Annotated in this window: 11 protein-coding genes; 1 reads left to right on the top strand and 10 read right to left on the bottom strand. The window is 41.1% G+C overall.

Going from position 1 to position 14,556, the window contains the following annotated elements; all coding sequences use genetic code 11:
* Positions 1-2 precede the first annotated feature (2 nt).
* Together NSQ26_RS03565 and NSQ26_RS03560 are read right to left on the bottom strand one after the other, a co-directional pair.
* Positions 3-1,121, bottom strand: a complete 1,119-nt coding sequence (locus tag NSQ26_RS03565; RefSeq protein ID WP_499719160.1) for a glycosyltransferase family protein — start codon at positions 1,119-1,121, stop codon at positions 3-5.
* A gap of 96 nt (positions 1,122-1,217) precedes the next feature.
* The gene (locus NSQ26_RS03560; RefSeq protein ID WP_499719159.1) at positions 1,218-3,887 is read right to left on the bottom strand and encodes a calcium-translocating P-type ATPase, SERCA-type; all 2,670 of its coding nucleotides are present in this window, start codon (positions 3,885-3,887) and stop codon (positions 1,218-1,220) included.
* A 136-nt stretch (positions 3,888-4,023) separates the two neighbouring features.
* Between NSQ26_RS03560 and NSQ26_RS03555 the strand changes: the two genes are divergently transcribed.
* On the top strand, positions 4,024-5,730 hold the full coding sequence (locus tag NSQ26_RS03555; protein WP_499719158.1) for an Rqc2 family fibronectin-binding protein: 1,707 nt from the start codon (positions 4,024-4,026) through the stop codon (positions 5,728-5,730).
* 113 nt (positions 5,731-5,843) lie between these two features.
* On the opposite strand, the gene NSQ26_RS03550 is transcribed toward NSQ26_RS03555, so the two are convergent.
* From NSQ26_RS03550 to NSQ26_RS03515, 8 genes are all read right to left on the bottom strand, one after another.
* Positions 5,844-7,700: a glycosyltransferase family protein gene (locus NSQ26_RS03550; protein ID WP_499719157.1), complete on the bottom strand. Its 1,857-nt coding sequence runs from the start codon at positions 7,698-7,700 to the stop codon at positions 5,844-5,846.
* Between the two features lie 64 nt (positions 7,701-7,764).
* On the bottom strand, positions 7,765-8,790 hold the full coding sequence (locus NSQ26_RS03545; RefSeq protein WP_499719155.1) for a glycosyltransferase family protein: 1,026 nt from the start codon (positions 8,788-8,790) through the stop codon (positions 7,765-7,767).
* A gap of 49 nt (positions 8,791-8,839) precedes the next feature.
* Positions 8,840-10,693 carry a glycosyltransferase gene (locus NSQ26_RS03540; RefSeq protein ID WP_499719154.1) on the bottom strand — a complete coding sequence of 618 codons (1,854 nt, stop codon included), beginning with the start codon at positions 10,691-10,693 and terminating at the stop codon, positions 8,840-8,842.
* 93 nt (positions 10,694-10,786) lie between these two features.
* Complete coding sequence (locus NSQ26_RS03535) at positions 10,787-11,443, bottom strand: class I SAM-dependent methyltransferase (protein ID WP_499719153.1); 657 nt, start codon at positions 11,441-11,443, stop codon at positions 10,787-10,789.
* 62 nt (positions 11,444-11,505) lie between these two features.
* A complete protein-coding gene (gene pyrE, locus NSQ26_RS03530; protein ID WP_499719151.1) occupies positions 11,506-12,135 on the bottom strand; it encodes an orotate phosphoribosyltransferase in 630 nt (209 codons plus the stop codon).
* The gene (gene pyrF, locus NSQ26_RS03525; protein WP_499719150.1) at positions 12,128-12,859 is read right to left on the bottom strand and encodes an orotidine-5'-phosphate decarboxylase; all 732 of its coding nucleotides are present in this window, start codon (positions 12,857-12,859) and stop codon (positions 12,128-12,130) included. The genes pyrE and pyrF overlap by 8 nt, the downstream gene beginning before the upstream one ends.
* On the bottom strand, positions 12,856-13,770 hold the full coding sequence (locus NSQ26_RS03520) for a dihydroorotate dehydrogenase (RefSeq protein WP_090776029.1): 915 nt from the start codon (positions 13,768-13,770) through the stop codon (positions 12,856-12,858). The genes pyrF and NSQ26_RS03520 overlap by 4 nt, the downstream gene beginning before the upstream one ends.
* Positions 13,767-14,543, bottom strand: a complete 777-nt coding sequence (locus NSQ26_RS03515) for a dihydroorotate dehydrogenase electron transfer subunit (protein ID WP_499719148.1) — start codon at positions 14,541-14,543, stop codon at positions 13,767-13,769. The genes NSQ26_RS03520 and NSQ26_RS03515 overlap by 4 nt, the downstream gene beginning before the upstream one ends.
* Positions 14,544-14,556: the final 13 nt, after the last annotated feature.

Below are 14,556 nucleotides of genomic sequence, written 5' to 3'. Positions count from 1 at the left end.
CATCACGTTAATGAATTGAGGATACGTTCATAGAATTGTTTCATTTTCTCGCTATTTTCTGCGTAATCATGGACCCTTTCCACATATTTCCTTGATCGTTTCCCTATTTCTGGTAGTGCGTCTTGATTGCTCAGCAGTGACTTCATTACAGCTAACAATGTGTCAGGATTCGCGTTAATAATAGGAAGGTCAGATGGATAATCCTCTCGCATGAAATCACTAATATAGCATACAACCGGCTTTCCTAATGCCATTGTTTCTATTGCTAATGCGCCGTAACACCCGACATGTAATTGATCAATAATGAGATCGGCTTGCTCGTAAATCGCCTTTGCCTTGTTATGAGAACAATTTTGAATAAGTTGAAAATCAAATTTGAAATCTTCTTTTAGCTCCTCCATCACTTTTAAAATCGTGTCTCTTCCTTTTATATGGGCATGTGTAGGCGCGTGTACAATTAAAGGCACACCGCTATTTAATTTTGGTTGTGTCTCCTGATACTGAGACAAATCAATGACAATGGGAAATCGGAATACTTCCTCATAGTAGTCTTTCACATAATATTCAAGCTCCGCATCCGCGACGACACAATACTTGATTTGATCTGCGCATGCTTTTATTTTCCGGTGAAAAACAGACGGAAGAATATTCCGTTTCACCCTTGCGTAGGGGTTAATTTCTAATGCAGCTTTTAAAGAGCGAATATCACTTCCATAATATTGCATAACAAGAGGTTTTCCTTCATCCCGCAAGATAGAAATGTCTTTTTGACTCGGAATAAAAGTAAGTCCAAAGTGGAGATGAAATAAATCGAATTGATGAGCAAGGTTATTCTTTACAAACTTTTCTAGTTGGTCATCGGTTGCATCCTTTGATGGCCAAATACCTTTGAAAGTGTATTGCTTTTCATAAGCCAAAAAACTATTGTAAGTGTCCACCGTTCTACAAAAGACGCCTTTTTCACTTAACCCCTTTGCTAACGTCTCCATTTGGTTCACAATATTTGTTGGCCCATGAAGCACACGTATCTTTTTACTATTCGCTCCCCCCATAACACCGTTCCTTTCCTCATGTCTTGTGACAAACAGCCATTGTGCCATACCATGTTTATTCATTTTCATGATAGAATATACATCCCTTCCCCCACATGAAGAAAGACACTGATTCACGCTTGAAACGTTTATCAGTGTCTTTCGCTTGTTTTAACTAACTTTGCATCATTTCTTACCAAATCCTCCAAAAACGACAGTCGGAATCGACGCCATACCTAATACCAACAGCCATTCTTTCACTCCCAGTGATACGGTATGGAAAATTGGTTGCAACGTTGGCATATAAATGACGGCGACCATGAGTACGACCGATAAAGCAACTGCGCCAACAAGATAGCGATTTTCAAATGGGTTGCGATGATAAACGGAGTATTCGCTCCGACAATCAAACACATGAATAAGCTGGCTCATCACTAATGTTAAAAACGCAACCGTTTGGGCAAGAATCAAATTGTCAGGCTGATGATCATACGTGAGTGTAAATGCAATCAATGTAACCATCCCAATCATGAAACCACGACTCACAATTTTCCAACCTAGTCCTCTTGCAAACACGCCTTCATCCGGTGCCCGTGGCTTTCGGCGCATCACGTCTCCTTCTGCTTGATCCATCCCAAGTGCAACCGCGGGTAAACCGTCTGTAACCAAATTGATCCATAAAATTTGGATGGCCACAAGTGGGAGCGGCATACCGAGCATCATTGCAAACAACATGACCAAAATCTCGCCTACGTTAGACGCAAGCATATAGCGGATAAATTTGCGGATGTTTTCGTAAATATTGCGACCTTCTTTAATGGCCTCTTTAATCGTTAAGAAATTATCGTCGGCCAACACGAGTGCTGATGATTCTTTTGCGACATCGGTGCCCGTCACGCCCATTGCCACACCAATATTCGCTGCTTTTAAAGCCGGTGCATCATTTACGCCATCGCCTGTCATCGCCACAATATGTCCTCTCTTTTGCAATGCCTGGACAATTTTTAACTTATGAGCAGGCGACACACGTGCATATACGTACACAGATTCCACTTCACGCTCTAACTCATTTACAGACAACCGGTCTAAATCCCCACCATTTAACACCCTTCCTCCTTCAGGTAAAATCGCAAGCTCTTTTGCAATGGCTGCGGCTGTTACTTGGTGGTCACCTGTAATCATTAACGTTTTAATCCCTGCCGCACGACATTCTTCAACCGCTTCTTTTGCTTCCACACGCGGCGGGTCCATCATTCCTTGAAGACCAACAAACGTTAAATGCTTTTCTGCCTGTTCTGCCGATTGACACAGTTCCCCTTCAATTAAAGGACGATAAGCAATCGCAAGCGTGCGCAACGCGTTGCTCGCCATTTTTTCGACCGCTTTGTTGATTTGATTGCAATGATGATCACTTAATGCTTCTGATCGGCTCATTGAAAAAATGGAGCGGCAATGATGCAGCACAACGTCGGGGGCACCTTTTGTAACGACATATTTTTTTCCTTTAGGATCAGACACAATCACACTCATCATCTTCCGCGTAGAGTCAAATGGAAACTCCTCTACCCGTTGGTATGTTCGTGCTAAACTCTCCTGATCATACCCTGATTTTGCTGCGACAATTAACAGCGCGCCCTCCGTCGGGTCCCCATCTAACGTATGATTTTCCTCTTTTTTGACGAAATGCGCATTTGTGCAAAGCGCACCGTAGCTTAATAATCGTTGCAAGCCTACTTCTTGTTGCAGGTCAATGCGCTGGTCGTCTTGATTTAAAATCTCTCCATCTAGATCATAGCCAGCTCCTGTCACAGAAAACCATTGATCCTTTGTCCAAAGCTGTTTCACCGTCATCTTATTTTGTGTTAATGTCCCCGTTTTATCTGAACAAATGACAGAAGCACAGCCAAGTGTTTCTACTGCTGGAAGCTTCCTCACAATGCCTTTTCTCTTAATCATCCGTTGTACGCCGAGGGCGAGCGCGACGGTGACAATGGCTGGCAAACCTTCTGGTATCGCTGCAACTGCAAGTGACACACCCGAGATAAACATCGTATGCAAGTCATGCCCCTGCAACAAGCCAAACAGGACGACGAGTGTTGTAAGCAATAATGCGACGACAATTAACGTTCGTCCTAACTGTTCTAGCCGACGTTGCAATGGCGTTGCAAGCACTTCTGCTTCTTGCAGTAAGTGCGCTATTTTTCCCATCTCAGTTCGCATTCCTGTGCCAACAACCACACCGACACCACTACCTTGTGTAACCATCGTTCCCATAAATGCCATATTGGCACGATCCCCAAGGGGCACATCTTCTTGTGCAATTTCATCACTTTGCTTTTGTGAAGGGTGTGACTCGCCTGTTAAAGACGCTTCATCAATGCGCAATCCCGACGTTTCTAATAAACGAATGTCTGCGCCCACACGATCGCCTGCCGACATCTTCACAATGTCACCTGGCACAACGAGTACAGAAGCAATTCGCTGCCACTCACCATTCCGTTTCACATACATTTGTGGCGCCGACAATTCTTTCAACGCATCAAGCGACTTCTCTGCTTTGCGCTCCTGAAAAAAACCTAAAATCCCATTCAATAAAACAATGCACATAATCGTTAACGCATCGAGCATCTCACCAATTAAACCAGAAATGAGTGTAGCCGCTAATAGTACAAGCACCATAAAGTCTTTAAATTGCGCCAGAAATGTCACAAATACGGATGGGCGTGGCGCTTCCTTTAATTTGTTTTGTCCATACGTACCAATCCTTTTCCTCACATTTTTATCATTTAATCCTTGCTTAACATTTGCATTTGTCCTATAGACCACTTCTTCTTGCTTCATCATATACCATTTCATCTTGCCACCTCGCATTCAATCATTACAACCGATATCTTTACCTGCACACCTTTTATACAAGCTATCTTATTCAGCTAGAAGGACAATCATGCTATACTAGAAAGAGATTTTCAATTGTAAAGTTGAGGTGAACCACATGTCATTTGATGGCTTTGTGACAAGAGCGGTGACACACGAACTACAGTCTCTTCTTGGTGGACGTATGAATAAAGTCTTTCAACCGTCTAAAACGGAGCTCGTCTGCGCTATTCGAGCACACGGAAAAAATCACTTTTTATTACTATCTGCAAATGCCACGTTTGCCCGTGTGCATATGACAAAAGAGAAATATGAAAACCCGAACGAACCACCGATGTTTTGTATGCTATTGCGTAAACATTTAGAAGGCGGCATCATTCGTGCCATTACGCAATATCAAACAGATCGGATCATTACTTTTACGATTGAAAAGCGGGACGAACTAGGAGATACAAAAACAAAACAACTTATTGTTGAGATCATGGGTCGTCACAGTAATATCATCTTAGTTGACCCCACAACAAATATCGTAATTGACAGCATTAAACACGTGCGTTTTGATCAAAGCCGTTATCGTACAGTTGGACCTGGACAGTTATATAAACACCCACCTGCTCAAGAGAAACAAGACGTACTCACTGTGACTGAAAAAGACGTTTTAAAGTCACTTGACTTTAATGCAGGGAAACTCAGTGCACAACTTGTACATTCTTTTCATGGCTTGTCTCCGCTCGTTGCGAACGAAATTGTTCATAGAGCTGGTCTGGCAAACCAAACGACATTGCCCAAAGCCTTTTTCGATGTGATCGAACCGCTAAAAACACATTGTTACACCCCTGAGATCGTGGGCGGCAAGAAAGCTTTTTTCTCTGTCGTTCATTTGGCTCACAAAAATGGAGATCGCACGCATTTTTCAACGACGAATGATATGCTTGACCGTTACTATTACAAAAAAGCAGAACGAGATCGTGTCAAACAACAAGCTTTTGACGTAGAACGTCTGCTAAAGCAAACATATGAGAAAAACAAACGAAAACAAGCAAAATTAACAGAAACATTAACACGTACAAATGAAGCAAACTTACACCAACATTATGGAGAACTATTAACCGCTCACTTACACTTAGTCAAAAAAGGGGCGTCATCTATTGACGTCGTTGACTATTACGATCCTGAAGGACGCTGTGTAACCATTGCCTTAGATCCAACAAAGACAGCGGCTGAAAATGCACAAGCCTACTTCAAGCGTTATCAAAAAGCGAAGACCGCTCGTCTTGAAGTCACAGACCAAATACAAAAGACGCGCATCGAGCTTGATTACCTCGCTAATTTATTGCAACAACTTGACGTTGCCTCACCGAAAGATATTGAGGAAATCCGAGAAGAATTACGAGATGGCGGGTACATGCGCTCACGTTCCTCCCATAAAAAAAAGAAAAAGAGCCAGTCGAGTCACCCTCAACTAGAATCTTACGTTTCTTCTACAGGGGTCCCGTTTTTTGTTGGAAAAAATAACCGACAAAATGATTATTTGACACGCCATTTCTCGCGCCAAGATGAAATTTGGCTTCATACAAAAGACATCCCAGGCGCACACGTCTTAATTCGTTCTACAGCACCTGATGAAGCAACATTGAAGGAAGCGGCGATCGTTGCTGCCTATTTCTCAAAAGCAAGACACTCTGCTTCTGTACCAGTTGACTATACAAAAATTCGCTATGTAAAAAAGCCGAGTGGTGCAAAACCCGGCTACGTGACGTACGAAAAGCAAACAACATTATTTGTCACACCTGAAGAAGAAAAGGTATTACAATTGAGGCGTTAAAAAGGGCGTTGACATAAGGAACGAGTCACTTCAATAAGGATCTCACGTGAGACCCTTATTGAAGTGTGTTAAATAAAGATACTTCTGTGTATCTCGATAAACCGAAAGTACATTCAATAAATATCTCTTAAGTGTTTTCTTGTAGCTATATCTGCGATATTCTTGAATCGGTTCTTCATATGCTTCTCTAAAGCATGAGACGTCCAGCATAACGCCGCAAATGGTGTTTTCCGATGATACAACCGCCAATTTTCAAGCTTCAGACCAACGCAAAAACTTCTATTGTTTACATCTGGATAGTCCAACTTATGCGGCTTATTTGGATTTCTGAACGGATCAAAATTCCATGCCATCTCTTTATAGACTTCATTTAGATACCTCGATTGTGTTCTGTAACGCCTAACAAAATCATCTAAAATGTGTCCATCATCCACGTTCTCTTTTACTTTTAATGTGCGATAGATATCATCTAATTCAAATACATATTTTTGGGGTAAGGAGTACAAACTCTTCATGCAATTGTGTGCTTGTTTTACCCGAAAATCTCTTCCATATCCATAACCTATGACATTGATTTTTTTTGGATCCAGCTTATCTGTCAAACTTGTATAAATTAACACATCTGAATCTATCCAACAAACATGAGAAGCGTTTTTTGCAGCATGATTTAGAAGGAATATTTTTAATCGGAGGTGAGATTGATGTGCAGGGCTTTGAAAAATGTTATTCAGCGACAGACTGTGATCGACGTCACATCCGTCAACTTTCAATCTCTTGTCGTCTGTGTATACGATTAATTTGCCTCGTGGATTATATTTTCTAAATGTGGATACTAACCCTTTTATGTTTTGACGATATTTCAACCCATATGCAGCCGTGACAAATGTAATCTCTCCTCCGTTTACATGTATATTTTCTTTTGCAACATGACCACCCACCTCTTTCTTCTTTGGAGATACATACGTCCTATATGCATGATCTTTTTCTTTACCGCCAGATAAAAGAAGGGTTTTTTCCTTCCCTCGATTCGCCAAAATTCCTTGTACGATTTCCACAAACTCAACTGCTCTTTTCTTGACTGAATGTTTTTGATGAACCATCTTCATACCATTTAACGCGATACGTCTTCTTTTTTCTTCGTGTTTCAAGTAATAATACGCTTTTTTCTCAAAGTTATTTTTATTAATCTCAATAAAGTTCTCTCCCGGTCTAAAACCCAAGTCATACAACTCTTTTGAAAAAGAAGCTAGTAACAAAGTATTACATGCGGGTATTTCAAAATATTTTTTTACTGGATATTGATAAATTGAGTCACATGCAAAGCTTATTTTCGCGGTGTTAAGTGTCTGTGCATATCCTTCACTGATGATACGATGCGCATTTTCATCTATATCTCCTTCTTCTTGAGTAATCCATTTGTAACCAGAATGCTGTCCCCTCACAAATTCCGGACGTTTAAGAAACCTTCTCACAATTGCTGTACGTAATGGATATGTTTTCTCAGACGTCGAACCTGTCATTAACAGACCAATCGTTTTTTCTTTACCATAATCACGATAAATGTCTGTATTTACGCTATGAGGCAACCAAATCATTCGATCTGCGAAATTTGGGTACCATTTCAAAAAAGCATCCCGACAAAAAACAAAAACATGCTTAATATTTTCTTTCGTAATTAATTCTTTCTTATGCGATACTTCATAATGTAAATCATGTATATTAACCGAACATGGGAACTTCGAGACGTTTATACCCGAAATTTTAGGCCCTCGTCTTCCAAAAAAATCTTCTATGTGAACAAAGTCTGGCTCAAAACCGCTTTGAGCTACCAAATCTTCTATACACCCATCATCAGCGTATAATACTTTTGAACTCGTAATACCACAAATTTCATTCATTAAATCATGTATTGCGCTAGAGACATATTTATGGGATGGGGATGCTATAAACAATATCTTTAAATTTTTCATCACTTACTCCTTCCAAGCATCAACCGATTTATACACAAAAACAACGTAATGCTTATATCGGTCGTCAGCTTAATATTTCTTCATAAATTTTTTTCACTTCCAAACTATTTTTCATCATATCATGACGCTTTTCAACGAACTCTCTTGATTTCTTTCCAATCTCGGGCAGCGAATCTCGATTTTTTAACACTAATCTCATTACAGAAAGCAATGTATGTTGGTTGGCATTAATTACTGGTAAATCGTTAGGATAGTGTTTTAACATAAAATCACTTACATAACAGACCGAGGGCTTCCCCATAGCCATTGCTTCAATCGACACCATTCCATAGACACCCAAATGAAGTTGATCAATGACTAAATCTGCTTCCGCATACAATTTTTTTGCTTCAGCATGAGCATATCCTTTTATCAATCTAAAATCAAAATCAAATTCCCTGCTCAATATGTCTATTACTTTTAATATTTCATCGGTTCCTTTTATCCCCTTATGAGTTGGTGCATGCACAATCAAAGGTCGATCGCTATGTTTCTTTATATTGACCTTATAGTTATCGAGATCAATCATCACTGGAACAACATACGTTTTCTCGTAGTAGTCTTTTACATAGTGATGAATTTCTGAGTCTTGTGTAATACAATACTTAATCTTACTCGATAAAAATCGTAACATTCTATCAATTTTTTCTGGGGGAAAACCTTCTTTCACTTTAGCGTATGGATTAATCTTTAATGCTTTATTTAATGAACGCACTTCACTTCCCCAATGATGGATAACCATTGGTTTTTTTTCGTTATGCAACAATTGTATATCTGCATAATCCTGGGTAAAACTTCTATATCCAGCATGGAAATCGAAAATATCAAATATAGGGATACATCTTTTTTTTAAAAAAGTAAGCACTTCTCTTTTTGTCGCTCCCCTATGCCAAATAGGAGATAATTGATATTCTTGTTCATAAGATAAATAACTCTTGATCATATTAATGGTTCTACAATACACACCGTTTTTATTTAGTCCTTTCGCTAGTGTCCCCATTTGATTGGCTGTTTCTAACGGTCCGTGAAGGACCCTCATTTTATCTACCAAAGTGTATTCCCTCCCGTCAAACAAATAGAAAATTGCATCACACATTCATTCATAAATAGAGCTTTCTCAAATAACCACGGGTTCTTATATCTGAAATATTACGAAAGTTGTTCTTTATATGTTGTTCCAATGCGTGAGATGTCCAGCATAGTGTAGCAAATGGCACATGGCGATGGTATAAATGATCGTTTTTCACCATAAGTCCCGTACAAAAACTTCGATTGTTTAGGCTTGGATCATTCGGCTTATGTGGACGATTAAGATTTTGGAAAGGAGTATAGTTCCATACTGATCCTGGGTATGTTTCGTTTAAATAGGTTGTTTTACTTTCATGACGTGAAACAAATTGATTGAGGATTGACACATTACCTATATCATTTTTGGTTGTCTTTGGATCTTTGCATAATGTATACCAAAGGTCTTCTAATTCTAATAAAAATTGTCTCGGTAAAGAATAACATCCATTCATACAATTATATCGTTGTTGCGCTTGCAAATTCCGTCTACACTCGTAACCAATGACATTCATTTTTTTTACATCTAATTTGCTTTTTAAGTTCGTATAGACCAACATGTCTGCATCTATCCAACAAACGTGGGAGGCATTTTTTGCTGCATGTGCAAGTAAAAACATTCGTATAGACCAGCTTGAGATATCCCCATACTTTTTGTAGATATCGTTTAAAGACACATTTTGATTGACTTGGCATCCTGGTAAGCTATAATGATTTGTATCTGTGTATACAATGAGTTTTTCCTGATTATTTTTGGTCATTGTAGCTGCTAATCCTTTTACATAACGGCGATATTTTTCTCCATAAGCAGCCGTCACAAATATCACATCATTTTCTTTCTTCTCTGTCGCTAAACGTGTGTCTGGTATTTTTACTTCTTTCACAATAATTTTTTCTCTCTTAGAAAGGAAATCTTCTACCATGTTCACAAATTGTTTTGCTCGAACATCATTCGTATGTTTTTCATGTATAAATTGATATCCAGCTTCAGTTAGTAATTCACGTTCTTTTCGATTTTTCATGTAATAAAGTGCTTTTTGAACAACGTTCGTTCTATCGCAAGCAACATAGTTCACACCGTCAATAAATCCTAATTCTCTAATATCTGGATTCGGTTTCGCTAACAATAATGTTTTACATGCTGGAGCTTCAAAAAATTTTAACACAGGATAAGGTCCTAGATTCGGGACATTACCTCCACACGTGAAAAAAATATGCGCTTTATTCATTTGAATTGCATACTTTTCATTAACACATGCATTTTTATCTGAGGTAAAGTGTCCAGGATGTGGGATATATACAAACCCTGGCTTATTTCGCATCTTATCTAACACAATTTCCCTAAATAAGTATTTCCCTTTAGGTACACGCGCAGGTGTTAATCCTTTATATTGATGAGGTCCATGAACTAAACCCATCAACAAAAATGTCATCTCTTTTTTTTTCTTACGATCATAAAATACCTTAGGGTTGATTGACCACGGTAGCCAGCGAAATTTTTCTTTTAGTAAAGGAAAACCTTTTAAAAAAGCACTTTTCCCTGCGGAAAAAATTAAATCCATACCACTCTCACGAAAATACTTTTCTCTTAATTTTTTTTCCGTGTGGACATCAATCACGAAACACCCTTTTGCAATTGTTGTTTGAGATAAACCAGTAACAGCTGGTGCCAATAACTTTGCCTCATATCCTCCCAAATCGTAGTGAAAAATAAAATCAGGTTGAAACGGTACTTTTTTTAAGATACTTGGTAGGTGCCCGTCTTGACCCCAGTAACATACATCGGCATACCTCTCAATGGCTGTGATCATATCCATCTTTGGCTTATGTTTAGGAAACTTTTTGTCAAATTCCTTGATTAATATTAATATCTTTAACTTGGTACTCATTCAGCTCCCTGCCCCCTGTAATTTCCACCTGTTTTAACAGTACATTTTATTCTTATGCTATGTGAAATATCAGAGAAAGTACCAATAAAAACCTTAAGTTGTCTCTTTCTTTGCTTTACTAACATAAGCTAGACCATCTAACACTGGTATATGTCCATTTGTTATCAATCCAGCTTCAGAAAATGTCTTGTCCAGTTCCTTGCAGCTTAAACGATGGCGGTGTTCTGCAGCTTTCGCCCATTTTAGTAAAAATGCTTTTTCTGTCTCACTAAAATGATGGTCGTCTGCATAGTCGCTTGCCGCTATTTGACTCATTTTTTCACTAGGATTGAGCAATACAGCGGTTCCACCCTGTCTCAAAACGCGCGCCATTTCAACCAACCCTTGTTTTGGATCAGGCAACAAGAACAGCACACATGTCGATAAAGCAATGTCGTATGCATCATTTGGCAGTGGCAAATTTGTTGCGTCACCAACAAGGGCGCGCGCATGCTTTGTTTCTGACAACAATTCATTCGCACGGGCGACCATTCCTGCTGATAAATCAACGCCTGTCAGTGTTGCCGCAATAGATGCCCCGCGTAACAATAACCTTCCTGTGCCACAACCAATGTCAACCACATCACGCGCTGTCCAGTCGCCAGATAAGAGGAAAAGCTCATGATGGATCTGTTTCAACCACATCGTTTGCGCCATCTCATCAAAAAAATCAACCAATGGATCAAATTCATTGCCGTCCATTTTTCTCATCCTTATTCATCCTCCATTCCAACATTCAGAAGCCCGAGGTCAGATGAGCATTCTTCCGACTTCTAGGTTAGCCATGACTCGTCTGCTGGGTTCTTTCGCCAAGTGGCCAATTTCTCTTGCTCACTTGTCGTAATCATACCACGACTTTTTGCCACTTGCACAAGCGTCGGGTAATTTGTTAACACTTGAAACGGGACATTGGTCACTTGAAACGCTTCTGCTGCTTTAGGTAATTCATATGAAAAGATTGCCGCAACAAGAAGTGGATTGCCACCGGCAGAGCGAATCGCTTCCACTGCGGCAAGTGCACTACCGCCTGTTGAAATTAAATCTTCAATGACAACAACGTTCTCATTCTCATGTAGTTCGCCTTCGATCAAGTTTTTCTTCCCATGCCCTTTTGCACTGCCACGTACGTAAATCATTGGTAGCCCTAAAAGATCACTAACAAGTGCGGCATGCGGAATACCTGCAGTTGCTGTCCCGGCAATGACATCGGCATCCGGTGCATGCGTACGGACAAGATTTGCTAATCCATGGGCAATTTCCGTACGAACATGCGGGTAAGATAATGTGAGGCGATTATCACAATAAATGGGAGACTTTAGTCCCGAGCTCCATGTAAATGGTGCTGACGGGGACAAGCTCACTGCGCCAATATCTAATAAATGTTGTGCAATTTGTTCACTCATTTTCTCTACTTCCTTCCCAATCCCGTTTCATTTCTTGATAAACAACCAGTGGATCAACGGCCTTTGTGACACTGCGTCCAACAACAATCGCCCAACTTCCAAGTGACCGCGCTCGCTCTGGGGTAACAACACGCCTTTGGTCGCCTTTTTCATCAACAAGTCTTCTAATCCCTGGGGTGACAGTTAAAAATGATTGTCCGCATGCTTCATGAATAAGTGGCACTTCTTCTGCTGAACATACGACACCGTCTAATCCGCTTTCTTGTGCAAGCTGTGCATACGATTGTACGACGGATGGAAGCGGATCGCGTAGCAACAGTTCCTTTTCTAACATGATTTCATCGGTACTCGTTAACTGTGTTACAGCAATAATTTTGGGACGTAATTGCCCCGCTGGCGTTCCTGCCTCTAGTCCCTCTCGCGCCGCTTCCATCATCTTCTTGCCACCAGCCGCATGAACGTTGACGACGTCAACACCTAACGACGCTAACACTTTCATCGTCTGTCCAACCGTATTTGGGATATCATGTAACTTTAAATCAAGAAAAATACGATGTCCAGATGTTTTCAATTCAGAAATTATTGTTGGCCCTACTTGATAAAAAAGCGCCATCCCAACCTTCACGTCTAATGGCATATCAGCAAATCTTGCCAGGCATTGTTGCCTCTCTTCTCGTGTGGCAAAGTCTAAGGCGAGAAAAAACGGTCGATCTAGCTGATTCATTGCAAGCTCCCCCCTATTAGTTCAGTGACGTGACGCACACCGATCTCATCTAATGCTGCCGGGAGTGTTTCAATGAGTTTTGGACAAATGTACGGATCCACAAAATTTACCGTTCCAACTGCCACGGCGCTGGCACCTGCTAATAAAAACTCAATCACATCGTCCACCGTTTGAATGCCACCCATACCAATAATTGGAATCGATACGACTTGACTCACTTGGTGGATCATCCGAATCGCCACCGGTTTGATGGCTGGTCCTGACAAGCCCCCATATTGATTCGCTAAAATTGGCTTTCGTGTGCGCGTGTCAATGCGCATTCCTTGTAGCGTGTTAATCATGGCCAAACCATCTGCCCCTGCTTGTTCTACTGCTTGTGCCATTGACACAATGTCCGTCACGTTTGGGGACAATTTGACATATACCGGAACCGCAGAAACAGCTTTCACTTCTTTTGTGAGCTCAGCCGCGACGAGCGGATCTGTTCCAAATGCAATCCCACCTTGCTTCACATTTGGGCAAGAAATGTTTAGTTCTAGTGCAGAAATCTTTTCTTGCTTTGATAATTGAGCTGCTACTTCGATATACTCGTCCACTGTTGCCCCAGCAATATTGGCGACCAAGGGCACCGTTTTATCTTCAAACCGAGGGAGTTCCTTATAGATTACACCTTCTATTCCAGGATTTTGTAGTCCAATGGCGTTTAACATTCCTGCTTTCGTCTCTGCCACTCGCGGTGTTTCATTTCCAAACCGTGGTTCGGGCGTCGTTGCTTTTAACGCAATGGCACCAAGAACGTTGAGGTCATAAAATTCCCCGTATTCTTTCCCGAATCCGAAGCAACCTGATGCAGGCATTATCGGATTTTTCATTTCCAATCCTGGTAACGTGACACGCAACCGCTCGCTCATAACAACACCTCCCCAACTGGAAACACCGGGCCGTCGGTGCAAATTTTCCGATACTCGTGCGCTTCTCCACTTACGAGTGGACAAACACAGGCAAAACATGCACCAATCCCGCAGCCCATACGCTCTTCTAATGAAATAAACGCACGTCTACCAACATAACGTTCTGTCAATGTTTGTAGCATCGGAGTCGGTCCACATGAGTAGAGTACATCGAAGTCAAGACCCGTCTCATCAATGGCTGCAGTCACAAACCCTTTCATTCCATAGCTGCCATCGACCGTTGTCACCCACGTTTCCCCGAGCACACGAAACTTTTCTTCATAAAAAACATCCTCCTCGCTTGCAAATCCTAACACCGCATGTACACGCACGCCTTGGGCAACAAGCTGTTGTGCTAAGTAATAAAGGGGAGGCACCCCAATCCCGCCGCCAACAAGGAGCGCCGTCTCTCCTCGCTTCGCTTCTTCTACAGGGAAACCACGTCCGAGTGGACCGAGTACATCTACACGCGTACCAATGAACTTTCCTGATAAACGCCTCGTCCCATCACCACTGGCACGATAAATGAGGGTTACTTCTTGACATGATTGATCGACATGGGCAATGCTGAGCGGGCGACGGAGCAACAAGTCGTTCGCACCGTCTATCCGCACATGTAAAAATTGCCCTGGTGTCGTCATTTGCCTAACAAGCTCACCTGATAGAATAAGCTCATAGCTATCTTTTGCGATCTTCTGTTGCGACACAATGGTTAGTTCACATTGCTTCCTCATATCATTGCCCTCC

This window comes from Bacillus sp. FSL W7-1360 (assembly GCF_038592975.1).
In the GTDB taxonomy this organism is placed as follows: Bacteria; Bacillota; Bacilli; order Bacillales; family Bacillaceae_D; genus Shouchella; species Shouchella lonarensis.
This window is presented reverse-complemented; position numbering and strand designations above follow the sequence as displayed.

Excerpts from the sequence above, each read along its gene's own strand:
- NSQ26_RS03565 (WP_499719160.1), bottom strand. The coding sequence starts at position 1,121 with ATGAAAATGAATAAACATGGTATGGCACAATGGCTGTTTGTCACAAGA.
- NSQ26_RS03560 (WP_499719159.1), bottom strand. The coding sequence starts at position 3,887 with ATGAAATGGTATATGATGAAGCAAGAAGAAGTGGTCTATAGGACAAAT.
- NSQ26_RS03555 (WP_499719158.1), top strand. The coding sequence starts at position 4,024 with ATGTCATTTGATGGCTTTGTGACAAGAGCGGTGACACACGAACTACAG.
- NSQ26_RS03550 (WP_499719157.1), bottom strand. The coding sequence starts at position 7,700 with ATGAAAAATTTAAAGATATTGTTTATAGCATCCCCATCCCATAAATAT.
- NSQ26_RS03540 (WP_499719154.1), bottom strand. The coding sequence starts at position 10,693 with ATGAGTACCAAGTTAAAGATATTAATATTAATCAAGGAATTTGACAAA.
- NSQ26_RS03535 (WP_499719153.1), bottom strand. The coding sequence starts at position 11,443 with ATGAGAAAAATGGACGGCAATGAATTTGATCCATTGGTTGATTTTTTT.
- pyrE (WP_499719151.1), bottom strand. The coding sequence starts at position 12,135 with ATGAGTGAACAAATTGCACAACATTTATTAGATATTGGCGCAGTGAGC.
- pyrF (WP_499719150.1), bottom strand. The coding sequence starts at position 12,859 with ATGAATCAGCTAGATCGACCGTTTTTTCTCGCCTTAGACTTTGCCACA.
- NSQ26_RS03520 (WP_090776029.1), bottom strand. The coding sequence starts at position 13,770 with ATGAGCGAGCGGTTGCGTGTCACGTTACCAGGATTGGAAATGAAAAAT.
- NSQ26_RS03515 (WP_499719148.1), bottom strand. The coding sequence starts at position 14,543 with ATGAGGAAGCAATGTGAACTAACCATTGTGTCGCAACAGAAGATCGCA.